Source organism: Brachybacterium sp. GPGPB12 (assembly GCF_038396325.1).
Taxonomy (GTDB): Bacteria; Actinomycetota; Actinomycetes; order Actinomycetales; family Dermabacteraceae; genus Brachybacterium; species Brachybacterium conglomeratum.
Map to the genome: position 1 here is coordinate 3,165,115 of NZ_CP149573.1, position 20,506 is coordinate 3,185,620.

The 20,506-nt window shown below is 70.9% G+C and carries 13 protein-coding genes, 6 pseudogenes and 1 other annotated feature; of the genes and pseudogenes, 5 read left to right on the forward strand and 14 right to left on the reverse strand.

The window, feature by feature from the left end; translation table 11 throughout:
* Window positions 1–19: 19 nt before the first annotated feature.
* The 5 genes from WKH84_RS18515 to WKH84_RS18535 form a co-directional block, all read right to left on the reverse strand.
* Complete coding sequence (locus tag WKH84_RS18515; protein ID WP_341854710.1) at window positions 20–511, reverse strand: hypothetical protein; 492 nt, start codon at window positions 509–511, stop codon at window positions 20–22.
* Between the two features lie 358 nt (window positions 512–869).
* Window positions 870–1,892, reverse strand: a complete 1,023-nt coding sequence (locus tag WKH84_RS18520; protein ID WP_341854711.1) for an inorganic phosphate transporter — start codon at window positions 1,890–1,892, stop codon at window positions 870–872.
* Window positions 1,893–2,342 carry a hypothetical protein gene (locus tag WKH84_RS18525; RefSeq protein WP_341854712.1) on the reverse strand — a complete coding sequence of 150 codons (450 nt, stop codon included), beginning with the start codon at window positions 2,340–2,342 and terminating at the stop codon, window positions 1,893–1,895.
* A gap of 492 nt (window positions 2,343–2,834) precedes the next feature.
* Entirely contained in the window at window positions 2,835–3,461 is a 627-nt protein-coding gene (locus tag WKH84_RS18530) for a hypothetical protein (RefSeq protein ID WP_341854713.1), read from the reverse strand.
* Window positions 3,462–3,541: 80 nt separating this feature from the next.
* Window positions 3,542–3,721, reverse strand: coding sequence for a hypothetical protein (locus WKH84_RS18535; protein ID WP_341857039.1), 180 nt, complete (start codon window positions 3,719–3,721; stop codon window positions 3,542–3,544).
* On the opposite strand from WKH84_RS18535, the gene WKH84_RS18540 reads away from it, so the two are divergent.
* Together WKH84_RS18540 and WKH84_RS18545 are read left to right on the forward strand one after the other, a co-directional pair.
* Window positions 3,720–4,136: a PH domain-containing protein gene (locus WKH84_RS18540; protein WP_341856960.1), complete on the forward strand. Its 417-nt coding sequence runs from the start codon at window positions 3,720–3,722 to the stop codon at window positions 4,134–4,136. The two genes, WKH84_RS18535 and WKH84_RS18540, sit on opposite strands and share 2 nt — an antisense overlap.
* A gap of 893 nt (window positions 4,137–5,029) precedes the next feature.
* Window positions 5,030–5,986, forward strand: a pseudogene (locus WKH84_RS18545) (ROK family transcriptional regulator); the annotation flags it as partial.
* Between the two features lie 185 nt (window positions 5,987–6,171).
* On the opposite strand, the gene WKH84_RS18550 reads toward WKH84_RS18545, so the two are convergent.
* The 7 genes and pseudogenes from WKH84_RS18550 to WKH84_RS18580 all read right to left on the reverse strand — a co-directional run bounded on the left by WKH84_RS18550 (window position 6,172) and on the right by WKH84_RS18580 (window position 13,424).
* The gene (locus WKH84_RS18550; protein WP_341854714.1) at window positions 6,172–7,695 is read right to left on the reverse strand and encodes a sugar ABC transporter substrate-binding protein; all 1,524 of its coding nucleotides are present in this window, start codon (window positions 7,693–7,695) and stop codon (window positions 6,172–6,174) included.
* A gap of 10 nt (window positions 7,696–7,705) precedes the next feature.
* Window positions 7,706–8,654 (reverse strand): annotated as a pseudogene (locus WKH84_RS18555) (carbohydrate ABC transporter permease).
* Between the two features lie 12 nt (window positions 8,655–8,666).
* A pseudogene (locus WKH84_RS18560) lies at window positions 8,667–9,586 on the reverse strand (sugar ABC transporter permease).
* A 32-nt stretch (window positions 9,587–9,618) separates the two neighbouring features.
* Window positions 9,619–11,769, reverse strand: a pseudogene (locus tag WKH84_RS18565) (alpha-galactosidase).
* Window positions 11,770–11,968: 199 nt separating this feature from the next.
* Window positions 11,969–12,571 carry a cadmium resistance transporter gene (locus tag WKH84_RS18570; protein WP_341854715.1) on the reverse strand — a complete coding sequence of 201 codons (603 nt, stop codon included), beginning with the start codon at window positions 12,569–12,571 and terminating at the stop codon, window positions 11,969–11,971.
* 19 nt (window positions 12,572–12,590) lie between these two features.
* A pseudogene (locus WKH84_RS18575) lies at window positions 12,591–12,926 on the reverse strand (metalloregulator ArsR/SmtB family transcription factor); the annotation flags it as partial.
* Between the two features lie 279 nt (window positions 12,927–13,205).
* Window positions 13,206–13,424 (reverse strand): hypothetical protein, encoded by a 219-nt coding sequence (locus tag WKH84_RS18580; protein WP_341854716.1) that lies wholly within the window; start codon window positions 13,422–13,424, stop codon window positions 13,206–13,208.
* Between the two features lie 144 nt (window positions 13,425–13,568).
* Between WKH84_RS18580 and WKH84_RS18585 the strand changes: the two genes are divergently transcribed.
* The 3 genes from WKH84_RS18585 (at window position 13,569) to WKH84_RS18595 (ending at window position 17,110) form a co-directional block, all read left to right on the forward strand.
* Window positions 13,569–14,897 carry an IS21 family transposase gene (locus tag WKH84_RS18585; protein WP_341854717.1) on the forward strand — a complete coding sequence of 443 codons (1,329 nt, stop codon included), beginning with the start codon at window positions 13,569–13,571 and terminating at the stop codon, window positions 14,895–14,897.
* Window positions 14,894–15,706 (forward strand): IS21-like element helper ATPase IstB, encoded by an 813-nt coding sequence (istB, locus tag WKH84_RS18590; protein ID WP_341854561.1) that lies wholly within the window; start codon window positions 14,894–14,896, stop codon window positions 15,704–15,706. The genes WKH84_RS18585 and istB overlap by 4 nt, the downstream gene beginning before the upstream one ends.
* A 158-nt stretch (window positions 15,707–15,864) precedes the next feature.
* Window positions 15,865–17,110 (forward strand): IS3 family transposase gene (locus WKH84_RS18595; RefSeq protein WP_341854718.1). Its coding sequence is split into 2 segments (ribosomal slippage): window positions 15,865–16,151 and window positions 16,150–17,110, totalling 1,248 coding nucleotides; the frame shifts between segments, so codons are not numbered across the junction.
* Window positions 16,142–16,270 (forward strand) — a sequence feature (AL1L pseudoknot). Its footprint overlaps the gene before it by 129 nt.
* Before the next feature lie 192 nt (window positions 17,111–17,302).
* Here the strand turns inward: WKH84_RS18595 and WKH84_RS18600 are convergent.
* Together WKH84_RS18600 and merA are read right to left on the reverse strand one after the other, a co-directional pair.
* The gene (locus WKH84_RS18600; RefSeq protein ID WP_341856961.1) at window positions 17,303–18,628 is read right to left on the reverse strand and encodes an ISL3 family transposase; all 1,326 of its coding nucleotides are present in this window, start codon (window positions 18,626–18,628) and stop codon (window positions 17,303–17,305) included.
* A 459-nt stretch (window positions 18,629–19,087) separates the two neighbouring features.
* Window positions 19,088–20,450: pseudogene (merA, locus tag WKH84_RS18605) on the reverse strand (mercury(II) reductase); the annotation flags it as partial.
* Window positions 20,451–20,506: the final 56 nt, after the last annotated feature.

Consider the following 20,506-nt stretch of genomic DNA (forward strand, 5'->3'; position numbering starts at 1 on the left):
GCGGCGGGCCGGCAGGACCTCAGGCGCGGCGGGAGCGGACCAGCAAGACGATCCCCACGATCGTCAGCACCAGGCCCACCAGACCCGCGACCACGCCGATGATCGGACCGATCACCAGCGGGGCCATCATCCCGAACAGGCTGTAGGGACCCAGATGGGCAGGGGCGTCGGTGCCCGTGCAGGAGATCGTGGCGGTGGTGTCCTGGAGGGAGGCGACCCCGAGCACCTGCACGTACTCCTCGCCGTTGCCGAAGGTGGTCGCGGTCGAGCTCGGCACCGTGGTGACCGCCCCGGGATCGGAGCCCTCCGCGGTGCACTCGGCCGTGGCGGCGTCCGCCGCGGGCACGTAGACGATGACCATCTCGTTGGCGGACAGCTCGAGCGTCGCCGTGCTCGCCTCCATCGGCGTCGGCCCCTCGGACGCATCGCCGACGAGCGAGCCGAGCGACCACACGATCCCGACGATCGTGGCGGCCGGGGCGATGACCAGCAGGAGCACCAGGCCGATCACGAGCGGCGCGACGCCGCGCCGGCGCCCGGACCGACCGGGACCGGAGGCCGAGGGGCCGCCGGGGGCGAGGCGGCGAGGGCGCCGGGCGGCGCGGTCCCGTCTGCGGGCCGTCGGCGAAGGAGGCCCCGTACGAGGCCTGGCCGTACCCCTGGTGCGGGGCCTGGCCGTAGGGGTCGTGGGACGGGGCGCCCTCGCGGGTCCGCGCCCGGGGCGGGCGTCGTCGGCCCCGGCGACCCGAAGCTCGGACGCTTCCTCGGGGCGGGCGTGGTGGACTCACCGTCGGACATCGGCTCCCTCTCGGATCGGTTCCGCTCAGGATAGTGGTCCCGCCTGCACGCGGGCCGGGCGGCCACTCCGCTCAGAGGCCGGGCGGCTCGAGCACGACCCCGAGCAGGGCGGCCCCGACGACCGCGCAGGCCAGCGGGGTCACCAGCCAGATCAGGAGGATCTCCCGCGCGACCGACCAGCGCACGGTGCGCCGGCCCCGGGCGACGCCGGCACCGATCACGCTCGAGGCCAGCGCCTGGCTGGTGGAGACCGGGGACTCGAGCCCGAACACGCCCAGCGACATCGTCAGCGCCGCGGAGGACTCCGCCGCCAGGCCCTGCGCCGCCGTGAGGTCCGTGAGCCGGCGGCCCAGGGTGCGGATGATCCGGTGACCGCCCATCAGGGTGCCGGCGCCGACGGCGACCGCGACCGTGCTCATGAGCACCATGGTCGTGGTCCCGGAGAGGTCCGCCCCGGCGGCGCCCAGCGCGATCACGACCACCGCGAGCGGGAGGCGGGCGTCGTTCAGGCCGTGACCCGCCGCGACCGTGCTCGCCGAGAAGGTCTGCGCGAACCGGATGTGGCCGGGGCCGAGCGGCTCGGACCGGGCCAGGCGCAGGATCAGTCGCATCAGCAGGTACGCGACCGTCGCCGAGATGACGGGGCCCACCACGGAGACCGCGAGCATCAGTCCCAGGCGGTCCCAGGCGGCCGAGGTGCCGATCACGAGGGAGACGCCGAAGGAGGTGCCGAAGAACGCGTGCCAGGTCGAGGCCGGCGACCCCATCCACCAGGTCAGCAGGTCCCAGAGGAAGGTCCCGAGCATGAGCACCAGCGGCGCCGCGCCCAGCGTGTCGGGGCGGGCGGCGAGTCGCTCGACGATCGGGCCGAGACCCAGCAGGCGCACCGCCCACGGCACGGTCATCACCAGCGGCGCCATCCCCAGCAGTGCGCCGAGGGTGTTGAGGATCGCCGCCGCCCACAGCGCCGAGGAGGCCTTCAGCGCACGGGTCGTGATGGTGGTCGAGATGGCGTTGGAGGCGTCGTGGAAGCCGTTCATGTAGGCCACGATCAGCGCCAGGGCCACCACCAGCGCGAGCAGCAGCGGCGTCACTCAGGCGTCCTTGATCCGCAGCAGGTCCGCGATCCGCGCCGCCCGTTCCTGCGGCGCGATCGTATGGCGGATCGACTCGGAGACGTCGTGCAGGGGGAGCGGCTCCTGGGTGGAGCCGCCGCGCTTGTACAGCGCGCCGAGGGCCTGCCGCACGAGGCGCTCGCCCTGACGCTTGAGCTTGCGGATCTGGACGTAGTAGTCGCCGAGGTCCTGGGTGTCGTTGAGCTTCCAGGATGCGGCGACGGTGAGCTCCGCGGCGCGCTCGATCCCCTTGGCCGCATCCAGCAGCGGGGTGGGGCGCGTCCCCACCTGGGAGACGACCAGCGGCTCGCCGGTGTGCTCCATCGCGTCGACCACGTCGGCGAGCGTGAGCGAGAAGTCGTAGAGCGCGGCTCCGCCTCGTAGGGGGTGATCAGCGAGTGCGCGAGACGCTGGGCGATGCGGCGGCACAGCTCCTCGGCGACCGTGGACTGCTCGTGCGGCGTCGGCGCGATGCGGGTGCGCTCGCGATAGCCGTTCCCCAGCGGCTTCGAATGGGTGTCGGCGACCTGGACGAGCAGCGACTCCGCGAGCTCGGAGAGGAGATCGCTGAGGGGGCGCTCCGTGCGCGTGGGGAACAGTCGGGAGAAGAACTGCACCACCTCGCGTCGCCTCCTCGCTCCGTGGGCGCCTGAACGCCTCGCGGTCCGTGCGGTCGGACGCGGGCTCCTGCTCGTGATGCTGAGGCGCCGGACCGGGATGCGCCTGTCGGCGCGAAGGCCGCTCGAAGCGGCATATGTTGGAGCCCGGGGCAACCGCGGCCCGGCGCGCATCCATCGTAGAGCACGGGCCCCGAGACGGTGCAAGCACCGCCCCCGGGGAGTATGGCGAGGACCTCAGTCCGAGCAGAACGCAGCGCCCGACGGGCATCGGCCGACGGGGTGGCGGCCGTGCGTCGGGGCGTCAGTCGAGGCGACCCTCCTCCGCGTGCCGGCCCGCCTCCGTGAGCTCCTCGCCGGTGCGCAGCGGCCGCTCCGCCTGCCGGGTCCGCTCCTCCCCGGGATCCTCGTCCGCCAGGTGCGCGGTGCCGTGGGCGAGCAGCGTCGCGACCGCCCCTGCGCGCCGCAGGGCGAGGCCGAGATCGCCGGTGAACGCGCCGCGCAGGATGTCGTCCATCGTCTCCTGCACCTGGGCCACCTCCGGCGGCTCCGCGAAGCCCGTGAGATAGCGCGCCCGGGGACGGTGCGGGAGCCGGCCCGGTAGCGTCGGGCGACCTCGCCGCCGCCGCGGCCGCACCCAGGTGTGCGGCACGTACAGCCGCCACAGCGCCCCGGGCAAGGTCGAGGCGGGCGCGGCCGACCACAGGGCCGCCAGCTCCGTCAGCCCGTCGTCGGCCGCGAGCGCGACCACGCGGCGCACCACCTCCGGGTCGGAGCTGTGGAACACGCCGTCCAGCGGCGCCCGGGCCGAGTCGTGCGCGAGATCCATCGAGGTCGCGGGATCGGGCTCCCCGGGGATCGACGCGGCGACCGAGGGATACATCGCGGCGGGACGGCGGAAGCGAGGGGCGGAGGAGTCGTGCGATGACATGCCCCGCACCCTACGCTGGGTGCCATGACCATCCCACGCCGGCTCGGCCCCGAGACCGGGCCGCGCACCGCACTGCCCGATTACTCCCGCAGCAGCGCGACCGTCGAGCGGATGGTCACCGCGCTCGATCCGGCGCGCACGGGCCGCGACCGGGGACGGGTGCGGGCGGCGCTGCCCGCGCACGCCACGAGGGACACCGCCGCGCGCGCCGTCGTCGCGGCCGCGCCGCTGGGCACGGCACTGGTGAGCGTGCTGGGCATGGTGTCGCTGCTGGGCACGGTGCCGGACGGCCGCTCCCCGGGGCTAGGACTGCTGGTGGTCGTCGGGGCGCTGGGCGCGCTCGCGCCGCTGCTGGGGTCGCTGGGGGTCCGCTTCGGGATCGTGGCGCTGGGCACGGCGCGAGCCCGGGTCGAGATCTCCGCGGACGGGTCGCGGGTGGTCGGCCCGGTGCGGCACCGGGACGTGGCCTGGGAGCGGATCGCGGCGATCGAGTCCCGCGTGGTGCATCCGGTGCACTGGCTCACCGCCGCGGCGCGCCTCGAGGACGGCACCAGGATCGTGATGCCCGCCTTCGACCGTCCCGTGTGGACCTTCACTCGGCCCTCCGGGCAGGACATACGGGCACTGCGCACGGAGTCGCACCGGCGCCGACAGGCGGGCCCCGGGCGGCGCTGAGAGGCCAGGGGCCGACGCGCGCACGGCGCCCGCGAGCCGGTCCGGGACCGGCCGGCGGACGCCGCCGTCGACGTCGTGGCCCGCGTTCAGGCGGCGGGCGCCGCGCTCGTGCCGTCCTCCCACAGCGCGCGCACGACCTCGGGCAGCCTGCGCGGCCGTGACCTCGGAGACCGTCAGCACGCCCTGATCGTCCAGCGGCAGGTGGCCGAGGCGCCAGGAGCCGTCGGCCTCGACGTGCACCATCAGCGGCACCTGATCGGCGGGGGAGGAGATCTCGGTGCGGCGCAGCGAGACGGTGCGCTCGGCGCCGTCCTCGAGGAAGGCCAGGACGATGTCGGCGACCGAGGCGGGCACGTGCGCGGCGTCGGGCAGGGCCGAGACCACGAAGGAGTCCAGCTCGTCCTGGGTGAGCATGAGGATCGCGTCGTTCGCCTTGATGATGAAGGCCATCCGCATCGCCTCGCCCTCGGCCAGCGCGATCCCGAGCCAGCGGTCCGCCGCCGTCAGGGCGCCGGCGATGACCTGGCCCTCCTCGCCCAGCGACCACTGGCCGTCCGCGGACCGCTCCACCTTCCCGCGGGCGCGCGCCCCGAGGTGACCGCGGCCGTGACGAACTCGCGCGCCTGCTCCGGGGCGGCGCGCGGCCGATCTGCTCGCGCGTGATCCGCGCGCTCTCGGTGTCGCGCAGGCCGAGCATGAAGTCGATCTCGTAGGCGGTGTAGATCGTGACCTCGGAACGGTCGGTGCCGGCGCTCGCGGACTCGCTCATCGGTGTTCCCCCTCGGGCGTCGTGGAGCCGGCCGCCTCCTGCGGCGGCCGGGCGTCGCTGTCGGCGAAAGCATCGCAGATCGGGCCGGGAGGGTGCGACCCGCTCCCGCCGCTAGACTAGCGGGATGCACGGGGAGCGGCGCGAGCACGCGGGGCACGTCGCGGGGCACGTCACGGCGGTCCCCGACCTCGGCGGCACCAGCGCCCGGGCCGTGTACCGGGATCTGCCGCGCTTCGGCCCGCGCTCCCGTCGCGATCTCACCGAGCGCCTGGGCCTGTCCGCGCCGACGGTCACGCGCGCGACCCGCGATCTGCTCGAGGCCGGTCACCTCCACCCCCTGGACACCGTGGCGCTCGCGAAGGGCCGTCCCCAGCGACCGCTGGACATCGAGGAGAACCACGGTCCCCGGTTCATCGGGGTCAAGGTCACGGCCGACGAGGTCCACGCCGTGGTCACCACCGCGCGCGGCAACGCTCTCGAGGAGCTGGTGATGCCGGCGCCGGACACCTCCGCCGAGACGGTCGCGGAGGCGGTGGTCGACCCCGTTCTCGCCCTCGCCGGCGCGCATCCGCACGTGGCCGGGGTGGGCGTCAGCATCGGCGGCCGCGTCGCCGACCGGCGCCGTGTGGACTCCTCCTGGATCCTCGGCTGGGAGAACCCCGTCGACCTCGCCGACCGGCTCGAGGCGCGCCTCGCCCTGCCGGTCACCGTCGACAACGACATCGCCGCCATGATCCACGGCCTGAACTGGTTCGGGATCGGCCGCGCCTATCGCACCTTCGCGGTTCTCACGATCGGGGTCGGCGTCGCGATCGGCACCGTCGTCGAGGGGCGGTCGCTGCAGGGACGCTCCCATCTCGCGGGGCTCACCGGCCGACTGCCCGTCGCCGCACGGGAGGACGGCGCCCCCGAGCCCTTCTGGCGCTCGGCGCGGACCGCCGCGGTGGTCGAGGCGGCGCGGGAGGCCGGGGTGCTGGGGGAGGGCGAGGGCGTCGAACGCCTGCGGGCCCGGCTCGCGGCCGGCGACCCCGCCGCCCGCGCCCTCAGCGCGGACCTCGCCCGCACACTGGCGCGCGCCGCCGCCGCCGTGGTCGCCGTCGTCGACCCCGAGGCGATCGTGCTCGGCGGGGAGACGATCGACCTGGTGCTCGCGGCCGACGGGGAGTTCGAGCGGACCCTGCGCGCCTCGCTCCCCATCGCGCGAGCAGGACCTCGTCCTGCGAGAGCTCGGCGGGGACTTCGACCAGTGGGCGCGCGGCGCCGCGGTCATCGCGATCCAGGAGTTCGTCGGCGGCGAGGTCTGAGCGACCCCGCCGCCGACGCCCCGGCTCCCGTGCATCGGAGCCCGGACATGGACGTCACGTGGACGCGACCGTCACTCGAACAGCGCGTTGACCCGCTCGTTGTAGGCCGCGAAGTCCGCGCCGTCGATCCGCCGCATCCAGCACTGGTCGAAGGCCGGTCGCATGATCGACATGATCGCGGCGGAGTTCTCCACCAGCGGGTACCGGCCGGTCTCGCCCTCGGCCACCCGGTCCGTGAACGGGGTGACGTCCAGGCCCCGCTCCGCATAGGCCGCGATCGCGGTCTCCGTCCCCACGTCGGTCGCGGGGAAGAACGGGGCGCGCTCGCCGATGATCCGCGCGCCTCGTCGGAGGCGAGGAAGGCGATCAGCCGCGCCGCCTCCTCCTTGTTCTCCGACTGGGCGGCGATCGAGTCGCCCAGGCCGTTGAACATCGACATCGGGGTGCCGATCGGGCCCGTCGGCGGCGGGGCGATCCCGAGGTCGACGCCCTCGAGGTTCGCCCAGGTCGTGATCATCCACGAGCCGGCCAGGCCCAGCGCCGCCTTCCCGGACTGCACCTGGGTCTGGACGGGGCTGGAGTCGCCGAACATGCCGAAGGGCGGGAAGAAGCCCTTGTCCACGAGCCCGAAGTACCAGTCGATCGTCGCCGCGAAGCGGTCGTCGTCGTAGTGGAAGGTCGTGCCCCAGGTGTCGGCGTCGGTGAAGGTCCAGCCGGTCGAGAAGGCGAAGGCGGACCAGGTGGACTGGCCGACGTAGTCGATCCCGGCGTCGGCGCCCATGCCGTAGCGCGCCACGCGCGACGGGTCGAAGCCCTCCTCGTCGCCGCGCACGCCGTTCTCGTCGATCGTGAGCCGGGCGAGCAGGCGCTCGAAGGAGCCGCCGTCCTCGGGGTTCCAGTCCAGGCCCGCGAGGTCGTCCTCGGTCAGCCCCTCCTCCTCGAGCATCCCCTTGTCGTACATCACCGCGATGGTGTCGTAGTCCTTCGGGACGCCGTAGCGCTTCCCGTCCTGCCCGGTCCACAGCTCCTGCAGGCCGTCCTGGAAGCGGTCGGCGGTGACATCGGCCAGCGGTGCGAGATCGTCCAGCGGCGCGATCACGCCGAGGCTGACGAACTCCGGGAAGCGCGCCAGATGGTCGGCGAAGGCGTCGGGGCCGGCACCCGCGACGAAGCCCGCGGTGAGCTTCGTCCAGTAGTCGTCCCAGCCGAGCTGGGTGATCCGCACGAAGACGTCGGGGTTCTGGGCCGTGAACGCATCGATCGCGGCGGAGTAGGCGGGCGACTGGTTCGCGTCCCACAGCCAGTAGTCGATCTCGGTGGCGCCGGGCGGGGCGGCGCTCGTCCCGCAGGAGCTGAGCGCGACGGTGCCCGCGGCGCCCGCGGCCAGCGCCGCCGTGCCCGTGAGGAGCCGGCGACGGCTCAGCCCGCGCGGAGGGGCGCCGGCGGGGGAGTCGGAGGGCGGGAGGGGAAGGCGGTTCTGTGTCATCTCGGGCACCTCACTTGATCCCGCTGAAGCCGATGGAGTTCACGATCTTCTTCGCGAACAGGGCGAAGAGGATCAGCATGGGCGCGGCCGCGACGAGGGTCGCCGCCATCAGCCCGGACCAGTCCGGGCCCGTGCCCGGGGCCTGGGCGCGGAAGACGCCGAGCGCGACGGTGAGCACGCGGGACTGATCGGTGTAGGAGACCATCAGCGACCAGAAGTACTCGTTCCAGGCCGTCATGTAGGTCAGCGGCGCCAGCGTCGCCAGCGGCGCCGAGGAGATCGGCAGGATGAGCGTGAAGAACACCCTCGCCTTGCTCGCCCCGTCGATCAGCGCGGCCTCCTCGACCTCGCGCGAGATGTTGTTGAAGAACTGGCGCAGGAAGAAGATCGCGAAGCTCGAGATGAACAGGGTGGGGAGCATGATCCCCAGCGGCGTGTCCACCAGCCCCAGGTTCTTGATCAGGATGAAGTTGGGCGGCGAGGGTGAAGATCTGCGGGATCATCAGCGAGCCCAGGAAGATCAGGAACACGGTGTCCCGGCCGCGCCAGCGCAGGCGCGAGAAGGCGTAGGCGGCCATCGCGCAGGAGAAGGTCTGGATCACGGTGATCGTGGTCGCGACGATCACCGAGTTCAGCAGGTAGCGCCAGAAGTTGATCGAGGCGCCGGAGCCGCCCTGGGAGATCGCGGTCTCGACGTCCTGCAGGCCGAAGACGCGCTCGAAGCCGCCCGTGTTCAGGCCCACGGGCAGGAGGCTGGCCGGGTCGGTGGCCAGGGCGTTGTTGCTGGACAGCGCCGTGCGCAGCATCCAGTAGAAGGGGAACAGGGTGATCAGCAGGAAGATCACCATCACGGCCCAGGCCGCGATCCTCCCCCAGGGGATGCCGCGGCGGTGCCGGGGAGCGGGACGGTCGGCGTCGGTGCGCGGCGCGCTCTCGGGCCGTCGCGTGGTCGTGGTCATCGCACTGTCCTCTCAGTCCAGGTCCGACTGGCCGGCACGGCTCATCCAGTACTGCGCGAAGGTGATCACCATGAGGATCACCAGCGGCGCCACGGACAGCGCCGAGGCGTAGCCGAACTCGTACTGGGCGAAGGCGTTCTCGTAGATGTACATCTGCGAGCACCTTGGAGGCGTCGGCGGGACCGCCCTGGGTGGTGACCGAGATGGTGTCGAACACCTGGAAGGAGCCGATGATCGTCATGATCAGCACCAGCGCCAGGATCGGGCGCAGCAGCGGCAGGGTGATGCGGCGGAACATCGCGATCTCCCCGGCGCCCTCGGTGCGCGCGGCCTCGTAGAGGTGAGCGGGGATCGACTGCAGGCCCGCGAAGAGCAGCAGCGCCGTGTAGCCCATGTGCCGCCACACGTTCACCAGCGCGACCGTCGGGATCACCCAGGTCTCGCTCGCCCAGAAGGCGATCGGGTCGAAGCCGATCCACTGCAGGAGGATGTTGAAGATGCCCAGCTGGGTGTCCAGGATCCAGAGGAACACGATCGCGGCGACCACGTTCGAGACCAGATAGGGCGCCAGCACCAGCGAGCGCAAGACGGTGGACTGGGTCAGGCGCGCATGAGCACCGCGATGACCAGCGCGACCAAGGTCTGCACGCCGATGTTGATGACGACGTACAGCACCGTCACCTTCAGCGAGTTCCAGAAGACGGGGTCGGCCAGGAGCCGGCGATAGTTCTCGAACCCGACCCAGGTGGGCGGGGTGAGGGTCGTGTACTCCGTGAAGGAGTAGTACAGGCCGGTCCGGTCAGCGGCGGCCAGACGAGGAACACCAGCAGGCCGACCGAGGCGGGCGCGATGAACAGCGGCGCGAGCTTCGTGTCGTCCTTCCGGCGGCGCCTCGTCGGGGCCGACCGCGTCGACGTCGTCGCGGTGGACATGGGTGCCTTCTTCCGTGGTGGTGGGGGACGGGTCAGCGGGACGCGCCGGCGGCGCTCTCGCGGGTCAGGGACAGCAGCAGGCCCTGCTCGGGATCGAGCAGGGGAGCGGCGAGGCCGGCGACGGCCAGCGCCGCGCCGGGCGACACCGCCCCGTCCGCCTCGAGCACGCGGGCGAGCCAGGGCGGGGACGTGAGATGCGAGGGCGGGCCGCTGGGCGAGCAGGGCGCGCACCCGGTAGGCGGCGGCGGGATCCAGCCCCGGCGGCACCAGACGCGGGTGCTGGGCGGCATCGGCACGGCCGACGGCGCTCAGCGAGAACAGCGCCTCGCCCTGATCGGGGGAGACCACGCCCTGCGCCCACAGGGGGCTCTCGCCGCGGTCGGCGCGCACGAGATCGCCCGTGAACAGCGGCTCGCGGCGCTCCTTGTAGAGCGTGATCCAGGCGGTGAGCTCGGCGAGCTCCTCCTCGCTCGCGGCGGCGAGGTCCCACTCGATGCCGAGGTGGCCCATCAGCGCCGAGTGGGCGCGGAAGCCGAGGGTGTGCAGGCGCCCGGTGGTGTGGGAGCGGCCGGAGGCGATGTGGTCGCCCATGAGCTCCAGCGGGATCAGCTGCGAGGTCCAGCGGTGCATCTGCTGGCGTTCGAGCGGGTCGATGCAGTCCGAGACCCACACCCGGTCGGTGTGCTCGAGCACGCCGAGGTCCACGCGCGCCCCGCCCGAGGCGCAGGCCTCGATCTCCAGGCCCGGGTGGGCCGCGCGCGCCTCGTCCATGAGGCGGTAGGCGGCGCGGGTCTGGTCGTGCACGGCGGCCCGGCCCGTGGCGCGTGTCGCGGACTCCAGCAGGTCCCGGTTCTGGTCCCACTTGATGCGACCGATCTCGTGGGCGCCGAGCAGGGCGAGCATCTGGTCGCGCACGTGCGCGTACGCCTCGGGGATCGACAGGTTCAGCACCTGCTGGTTCCGCGAGCGCAGCGGCATCCGCTCGGGCGAGGGGGCCATGATCCACTCGGGATGGGCGCGGGCGACGTCGGAGTCCTCGTTGACCATCTCCGGCTCGAACCAGATCCCGAACTCCATGCCGTGCGCCCGCACGTGGTCGATCAGGGGGCCGAGGCCGTCCGGCCACGCCTCGGGAGAGACGACCCAGTCGCCGAGGCCGGAGGTGTCGTCCCGGCGGGAGCCGAACCACCCGTCGTCCAGGACGAAGCGCTCGACCCCGAGCGCGGCGGCGCGGTCGGCGAGGTCGGTGAGCCGCTCCAGGTCGTGGTCGAAGTAGACCGCCTCCCACACGTTCAGGGTGACGGGGCGGCGGGCGTCGACGTGATGGGGGCGCGAGCGGAGGTGGCGGTGGAAGCGGGCGGCGACCTGGTCGAGGCCGTCGCCGTAGGACGCGTACAGCCACGGGCTCTCGTACGTCCCGCCCTGCTCGAGGGCGACCTCGCCGGGCGCAGCGGCTCGCCGCCGCCGAGCAGGCGCTGGTCGGAGCTCGTGCGCTCGGCGAGGTGGCGGTGGTTGCCGGAGAAGGCGGTGTGCACCGCCCACACCTCGCCCTCGCGGAAGCCGAATCCGGGCCGTCCGGCGTGGAGCAGATGGGCGGAGTCCGCTCCGGTGCGGCCGCGTCGGTTCTCCCGCAGATGGGTGCCGACGGTGAAGGCGCGGCGGCGCGGGGTGCGCTCCTTCGTCCAGCGACCCGCGAAGTCCAGCGGCTCGTCGGCCGTGGCGGGGACGGGGAGGGAGAGGGAGAGCTCGTCGAGGCGGTAGGGGCCGGTGCCGGTGTTCGTCAGGCGGGCGCGCAGACGCAGCAGGCCCGTGGGCAGCGGCTCGCGCTCGAGCAGGACCCCGAGGCCCTCCGCCGGGTCCTCGAGGTCGATCTCGACGTGCGCCGCGCCGGTCTCGGCGTGGGTGCCCGTCAGCGGCGTCCCGTCTATCCGCAGGCCGCGGGTGATCAGGCGCGGGGTCCAGCCGGAGCCGTCCGGGCGGGAGCCGGCCAGCCCCGGGCGTCCCAGCCAGCCGTCGGAGACCTGGGGGAGGAGGCCGACGCGCACCGGGACGTCCACGAGGTTCTGCGGGACCGGCGGGACCGTCGCCTCGCACAGTGCATCCAGGCCCTCGGGCCCGAGCGTCCCGAGGGCACGGCCCCAGTGCGCGATCGCGGGGACGCGCCCGTCGGTGACGTCCAGCAAGACGGAGACCCCGCTCGCGGCGAGGTGGGCGCGGTGGGTGACCCCGGGGTGTGGCTTCGTTCGCTTGGTGGCGGGGTTTTTGCAGCGCTCCGTGGCGGTCTTGTTGCCGCGATCACGCAGGACTGGTCGCAGGTAGGTGTCGCGGTCTGAACCGAGAGGGGTGCGCCCGGTCGGGGCCGTTTGGATCGCTGCCGCTACGTCAGAGTCCGAAGGCTCCGCCGCTGACGAGGATCACGATGCCGAGGCCGATGAGAACGATGGGGAAGAGGATGTGCTCCCAGCGTTCGAGCACTTCGGCGATCGGGGGGCGGGTGGCGACGAACTTTGCCAGGGCCACCAGGACCGCGACGAGCGCGAGGAAGACGATGCAGTAGGCGACTACTGCGAGAGGTTCCACGGTGAGGAAGACAGGGGTGTAGACGCCGATGTTGTCGCCGCCGTTGGCAAGGGTGACGCCTGCGACTGTCCACACGCCGACCTTCTTGCCGGCAACCTTGGCCTCGTCGTCATCGTCGTCATCGTCTCCGCGCCAGGCCTGCCATGCGGCCCAGAGGCCGAGGCCCAGAGGGATGAGACCGAAGTACGGGATGGTCGCCGAGGGCAGGAATGCTCCGGCGCCGATGGTCACCAGGACCGCGGCACCGAGGATGCCGGCGAATCCGAGGTACTGGCCGGCCAGAATGCGGGCGGTAGTGCCGCGCTGGCCTGCCCCTCGCGCGAAGAAGAGGGAGAGCACGATGATGTCGTCGATGTTGGTCGCTGCGAACAGGCCCATCGCCTGCAAGACCGAGGTGAGGATCATGCGCCCTCCCCAGCGCGTCGCATCCGGGAAGCGAGCAGGCGGGATCGATGCACGGGGCGTCTTCGTCCACTGCCAGGGTGGCATCGACCAGTGCCGTCAGCGCCTGCGCCAGGTGCGAATCGGCGATCTCATATCGTGTCCGACGACCCTCGGGCTCGGAGACGACGATCCCGCAATCGCGCAGGCATGCCAGGTGGTTGGACACGTTCGGGCGTGTCAGGTCCAGATCTCGGGCCAGTTCCGCCGGGTAAGCGGGATGGTCGAGCAGGGTCAAGATGATCCGGGATCGAGTGGGGTCGGCCAGTGCACGACCCAGGCGGTTCATCACGTCGAGACGCGAAGCAATAGTCAGCATGGACTGAACTATACAGCGCGCACTGAACACTCGGTCACAGGCGTCAGCCCAGATCGCATGCCCGTAAGGGGAACCCTCACCGGACACCACCGCTACTGATCGAGAGGAACGATGTAAATTTCACTGAAAAATGGCGGGATTCTGCCAACGCTTCGTTGCGGGGGTCCTGCTGGCGTTCCTTACGAGGCTGGGCCGCAACGCGAGTGGCCCCTAACTACGCATCATCCCCGTTTGCTTAGGGCGGTACGTCGGGCAGGTCGTAAGGCAAGACTTTCATTGTCATTGGGATGTGACCTGAGTCGTTGAGGTCGCTTCCCGCCACGGCAGGAAGAGTCCGGAGAGCGCCAGTCCGATCACTCCGACCAGCAGTCCGCCCCGCACTCCGATCCCCGTGGCAACGAGGCCGCCTGTCAGGGCGAACAGTGGGGCGAGTCCACGGGAGGCGAGAGTGAACGCCGTGGTCACCCGGGTCATGTAGGCGTCGTCGGTCGCCTCCATGCGGTAGTGATGACGCTCGCTGAAATTCCCCAGTTGTGCTCACTGAAATTCCCCAGTCTGGGTCGCTCCGTCGCATGAGGCGGGCCTCCCTGGATGCTGGTGGTCTCTGACCACTCACCAGCCTTCCAGGGAGGCCCGACGCTCATGCTCTCAGAGAGGAGCGGCGTGGACATCCACGCTCTGCACCGGCAGGGAATCACGATCAGCGAGATCGCCCGACGCACCGGCCATGACCGCAAGACCATCCGTTCCTACCTCCGCGGTGATCGCGAGCCCGGGGTCCGCAAACCTGCCGCCCCGGACGTGTTCGAGCCGTTCACCGACTACGTCACCGCCAGGCTGATCGAGGACCCGCACTTGTGGGCGGTGACGCCGCTGGACGAGCCGCGGCCGCTGGGGTTCGCGGGCTCCTACCAGTCGCTGACCCGTCAGATCCGTGACCGGTCGTTGCGGCCGGCCTGCCAGGCCTGCGCTCACGTCACGAAGCGTCCCAACGCGGTGATCGAGCACCCACCCGGGGAAGAAACCCAGTTCGACTGGCTCGAGACGCCCGACGCACCCGAGCAGTGGGGCTACCCCCGGAAGGGCGCGTATGTGCTGGTGGGGTCACTCGCCCATTCCGGCGTCTGGCGGGCCGCTATCGCACCTTCGATGGACCTGCCCCACCTGTTGGCCGCGATGACGACCGTCGTGGGCCTGCTGGGCGGGCTGACGCGGGTGTGGCGGTTCGATCGGATGCGGACCGTGCTGGATCCCGCCACCGGAGACCTGACCGCGATGTTCTCCGCGTTCGCGAAGCATCACGGGGTCCGGGCCGTCGTCTGCCGGCCCCGCTCGGGAAACCGTAAGGGCGTGGTCGAGAAGAACAACCACACCGCCGCCCAGCGCTGGTGGCGGACTCTGCCCGATGAGATCACCGCGGAGCAGGCCCAAACCTCGCTTGAGAGGTTCGCGGCCCGGCAGGACGGCAGGCGCCGCGAGAGCCCGACCGGGACCACCACCGCAGCGGCGATGCGTGCTCAAGAGCGGCTCCGGCCACTGCCGCCGATGGCGTTCCCGGTGGTGGTGACCGAGCAACGGGGCGTCTCTCGGCAAGCCCTGATCCACTGGCGCGGCAACCGCTACTCCGTCCCTCCCGAACTCGCGATGGCCACGGTGAATGTTCATCAGCACCTCGGCGCGGACCATATCGAGATCACCACCACCTCCGGCGCCGCGGTGGCCCGCCATCGCTTGGCCGAGTCGGGCCTGGGCATCACCCAGCGCACCGATCAGCACGTCACCGCGCTGGAGACCATCGCACTGGCCTCGGCCCCGCCGGGACGGCCTCATCGCCGCAAGGAACGCATCCCACCCGGTGCTCGCGGCGCTGGCCGCGCCCAGGTCTTGAATGGGCCACCGGCCCCGAATGCCACCGTGATCGACCTGGCCGCCTATGAGCAGGCCGCGAAGAACAGGAACACCCTGACATGACCACCACCTCACCCACCCCGACTCCTGCGAGCGTCTATCAACAGCTCAAGGGCCACCTGGACGAGCTGAAGCTCGCCGACGCCGCCGACGCCCTCCCCGGCATCCTGGACCAAGCCCAGACCGAGAACTGGACCCTCACCCACGCCCTGGAACGCCTGCTGGCGATCGAGGTCAGTGCCACCGAGAAGCGTCGCCTCGCGGGCCGGTTCCGGTTCGCGAACCTGCCCACCGGAGCCACGCTGAGCAACTTCGACCACGACGCCGCCTCCGGCATCGACCCCAACCTCCTGAACGAGCTGGGATCCTGCCGGTTCCTGGAGACCGCGACGAACGTCTTGCTCATCGGCCCGCCCGGAGTGGGCAAGACCCACATCGCCACCGGCCTCGGCCACGCCGCGATCAACGCTGGCTACCGGGTCTACTTCACCTCCGCCGCAGACCTCGCCGCCCGCCGCCACCGCGCCGCGATCGAGGGCAAATGGTCCACGATGATGCGGTTCTTCGCCGGCCCCACCCTGCTGATCATCGACGAGCTCGGCTACCTCCCACTGCCTGCCGAAGCGGCCTCGGCCCTGTTCCAGGTCATCAACCAGCGCTACCTGAAGACCTCGATCGTGATCACCACGAACCGGCCCGTCGGTGCCTGGGGCGAGATCCTCGGCGACACCACCGTCGCCGCCGCGATGCTCGATCGGCTTCTCCATCGCTCCGTCGTCGTCACCCTCGACGGCGCCTCCTACAGGCTCCGTCACCACGCCACCGCCGCCGAAGAAATCCGCCGCGCCACCACCGGCACGAACCTCCGCTAACCTAGCCCCGCGACCCGGGGAACTTCACCGAGCAACTCCGGGGAAAACCGATGAGCGCCATCAGTAGGCGGTGTAGACCGGACGGAACACTCCGGCGATGAGCAGGTGTATCGCCCCGGGTCTGGTGGAGGCTCTGATTCCACGGGAGGATGAGGAGCATGGCGGCACCGAGGAAGTACCCGGACGAGCTTCGGGAGAGAGCCACGAGGATGGCTGTTCAGGCGCGACGGGATCCATCGACGAGGTCGGGCACGTTCCGTCGTGTGGGCGAGCGACTCGGGATCAATCCCGAGACTCTGAGGAATTGGGTCGTGCAGGCCGAGGTTGACGAGGGGCACCGTCCCGGGACCACGACCAGCGAGTCCCAACGCCTGGTCGAGCTGGAGAAGGAAGTGCGTGAGTCGCGCCGGGCGAACTCGATCCTGAGGTCGGCGTCGGCTTTTTCGCGGCGGAGCTCGACCGTCCACAGCGTTGATCGTGGAGTACATAGACCAGCACAAGCATGAGTTCGGCGTCGAGCCGATCTGTCGGACGCTGACCGCAGCGGGCACGCAGATCGCGCCGAGCACGTACTACGCGTTCAAGACCCGCCCACCCTCGAGACGGGCAGTGCGCGACGAGGAACTGCTGGTCCAGATCCACCGCGTCCATGCGGCGAACTTCGGCGTCTACGGGGCGAAGAAGGTCCATGCCCAGTTGCTGCGGGAGGGTATCTCGGTGGCGCGTTGCACGGTCGAGCGGCTCATGCGCGTCGCGGGGTTGCGAGGGATCAGCCGGGCCAAGGGCCCACGCACCACGATCTCCGGTCGCGGCCCCGACAATCGACCTGACCTGGTCGAACGTGACTTCACGGCGACTGCTCCGAACCAGTTGTGGGTCGCGGATATCACCTACTGCCGCACCTTCGCCGGCTGGGTGTATGCCGCGTTCGTCATCGACGTGTTCTCCCGCCGCGTGGTCGGCTGGCGGCTGTCGAAGTCGCTGCGGACGGACCTTGCGTTGGACGCGCTCGAGATGGGCATCTGGACCCGCGATCACGCAGGCCAGGCCGTCACCGGGCTCACGCATCACAGCGATAAGGGCGTTCAATACGTCGCCATCCGCTACACCGAGCGTCTTGCTGAGGCCGGCGCGGTCGCCTCGGTCGGCTCCACCGGCGACTCGTATGACAACGCCCTGGCCGAGGCCTTCAACTCGCTGTTCAAGGCAGAACTGGTCCGTAACCTCGGGCCCTGGAAGAACATCGACGACCTCGAGATTGCGACCGCGGAATACATCGACTGGTTCAATCACCGGCGTCTGCACGGCGAGATCGGCATGATTCCGCCCGTCGAGCTCGAGGACGTCTACCATCACAACAACCCCGCACCGGCACCCGCCGACGCGGCACTTGCGAGCCTCTAACAAACCCGGGGCGATACAAGGAGCGTCGCTCCCGGTGTCGACTCGTACAGGTCAACCGCCTGCTGGCGAAACTCTTCGGAGTAGTTCTTCCTGGCCATGGTTCATGATCTCGCTTCCCCAGCAGATGCTGGAATCAGCGTGTCCACGAACAAGGGTCAGGCCCCCACCACCACCGGCGAGTTTTCTGGCTCTTCAGAGTTGAGTGTGGGGTGAGGCGTCGAGTCCGCCGGTGATGAGGAGCATTCGGAGGCGATAGTGCTCGAAGTTCCGGAAGCCGCGGGCGATGCGGCGGCCGAGTTCGATGATCCCGTTGATGGCCTCTGTGCCGCCGTTGCTCGCGCCATCGGTGTCGAAGTAGGCCAGGAACGCTGTCCGCCAGCGGCGTAGGGTCTTGCCCAGCCTCGCGATCTCGGGGATCGGACAGCTGGGCGGCGTGTCGATGAGCCGCTGGGCGAGTCGACGTCCCTGCGCGGGCGTGGGCTGGTGGAACACGTCTCGGAGGTCCTGGGCGCACTGGTAGGCGACCTCGACCGCGACGTGATCGGGATGGGCCGCGAATGCGCTGGCCAGGCGGGTCTGCTGGCGCGGCGTGAGGCGTTCCCGTCCGGCGCGGAGAACATGGCGGATCCCGTAGAGGGGGTCGCCCTTGCGGCCTCGGTGGCCGAGGGTCTCCTGCTGGATCCGGCGGCGGACGTCATCGACTGCGGCCCCGGCGAGCTTCACGATGTGGAACGCATCCAGCACGCAGGTGGCGTCCTCGAGTTGGTCATCGATCGCGTTCTTGTAGCCCTGGAACGGGTCCAGCGTGGCGATCTCGACCCGCTTGCGGAACTCGTCGCCGCGCTCGTCGAGCCAGTCTCGGTAGGCCTTGCCGGATCGGCCTGGGACGAGGTCGAGAAGTCTGGCGGTGGGGTGGGTGCCGCGAGTCAGATCGACCATCCCGGTGAGCTCCTTCGGTCCGCGCCGGCGCGGGTCCCGGTGGTGCCAGATGTGTTCGTCCACGCCCAAGACCTGCACGCCCTCGAACCGGGACGGGTCGTTCGCGGCCTTGATCAGGACTGGTCGGACCTGGGACCAGAGCGTGTTCCAGGTCGTGCCGAGCTGGCGGGCCAGGCCCTGGATCGTCGCTCCCTCGCGCCGGAGTTGTCCGATCGCCCAGCGGATCGCGCGCGTGCTCAGCAGGCCCCGCGGTGCACAGACCTCCGGGTTCTGCTCGGCGAAGGTCGTCACCGCGCAAACACGCTCGAGGCAGATCCAGCGGCGCTTGCGCCACCGAATCCGCACCGGTCGGCCAGCCCATGGCGCGTCGATCATCTCGACCACCACTCGGCCGTGACCAGTGGCGATGACACCGCAGCCAGGGCATCCGGCCACTGGATCGCAGGACTCAACCTCAAGCAACAGTCCGGCCCGGGCCTTCGAGACGGCCACCAGATGAAGGCCAGGGAAGTCCAGGAGAACGTCGCATCGGTCGCAGCGATCAAGCGCGTCAGGGCATACGCAACTATGGTTGGGCATCGTCGAGGTCCTTGGTGCGAGCAGAGGTAAGAGTCCGCTCATCTTCGGGGACCTCGACGTCTATCCTCAGCTACCCCGTATCACCGGCGCGCCCACACTCAACTCTGAAGAGCCAGTTTTCTCAACGCCACCCTGAACCGGCCCAACCACACAGCGAGGATTCAGCCTCCGTGCCGCCACAGCTACCGGCGAGATGAGGTCGGCGCGGCGTGCTCCGGTCACTGCCAGGACGATGGCGGCGATAGTGAGCACGGCGGCGGTGCCGGTGAAAACACCGCGCCGAGACCGGCTACACCGAAGGCCAGCAGCAAGGGTGCCCGATGCAGAACAGGCGCACTGCTGCACCAGTACCGAGGACCAGGCGTCCCCGGCGCTCCGGCCCGGGCCTCGGATTGGGCCAGTGGATACGAGGGATCTCAGGCGCGAGCAGGACGTCGGCATCTGGTTGCGGAAGAGGCCGGCGACGATGCGCAGACTCTCCGCCATGGTCAGGTACGGCGCCCAGGTGTCGGCCAGATCATCAACGGTCATGCCGGCCTTGATGGCGTAGGTGGCCGCCAGCATGATCTCCCCGGCGCCGTCGGCCAGAGCGTGCACGCCCAGCACCTTGCCGGTCGTGGCGTCAACTACGAGCTTCACCGCGCCCCTGGTGTCGTGCTGGACCAACGCCCGAGGGACGTCGGATAGGCCCAGGACCCGGCAGTCGCACACGTACCCGCGGGCGAGGGCCTCGTCCTCTGTCAGCCCTGCCGAGGCCAGCTGGGGCCTGGTGAACACGACCGCAGGCAGACCGGTGTAGTCCACGCGTGCGGGCGTGGCCCGACCGTCGTCGGCAAGTGCGTTGAGCGCGGCGGCCCGACCGCCGGCGGCGGCTACGTAGACGTACTGAGGAGCCCCCGAGACGTCACCGGCGGCGTAGATGCGCGGGTTGGAGGTGCGCTGGGACTCGTCGACCACGACGAAGCCCCGCTCGTCCACGTCCACCGCGGCGGCGGCCAGGTCCAGGCCGTCGGTGCGCGCGAAGCGCCCGGTGGCCACCAACAGCCGTGCTCCGCGGACCTGCGCGCCGGAGGCGGTGCTCACCACGACGTCCTGTCCATGAGGACCGATGCCGGTGGCCACCGCGGTCGCGTGCTCCTCGACCACCGTGATGCCATCGTCGGCGAAAACCTCCCGAAGCCCCTGGGCCAGCTCCGGCTCGGCGTGGGGCGCCAGACGCCCGACCACCGACACCCGGGCACCGAGGTGGGCGAACAGCTGGGCCTGCTCCATCCCGACATAGCCGCCACCGATGACGACCAGGGACTTGGGCGGCTCGGTGAGCTCCATCGCCGTGGTCGAGGTCAGCCAGTCCACGGACTCAAGGCCGGCCACGTCCGGGACGGCGGGGGTGGAGCCGGTGGCGATCAGGTAGGCCCGGGCCCGCAAGCACCGCGCCGTCGACGGCCATGGTGTCCTTGTTCAGGAAGGCGGCCTGGCCCGAGCGGACCTCGAAGCCGTAGGCGGCGGCTACGTCGGCGTACTTCGCCTCGCGCAGGCTCTCGATCAGGCCATCCTTCTGCGCCACTAGGGCGCCCAGATCCACCGGTCCGGCTGACGTCGGGACGCCTGCGAAGGGGTTGGTCAGCGCGGCGTGCCGCGCTCCGGCGGCCGCCAGCGGCGTCTTGGACGGCACACAGCCGATGTTCACGCACGTGCCGCCGAGGACGCCGCGTTCGATCAACACCACACTCTTGCCGGCCTGGCTGGCCGCGATCGCCGCCGACATGGCCGCGCCTCCTGACCCGATCACGGCCAAATCGACGTCGTAGTCCTCACCCATATCGCACATCTCCTTTGCGTTGCACGTCTCCAGTGACCAGAATGGACCTTCCAGTG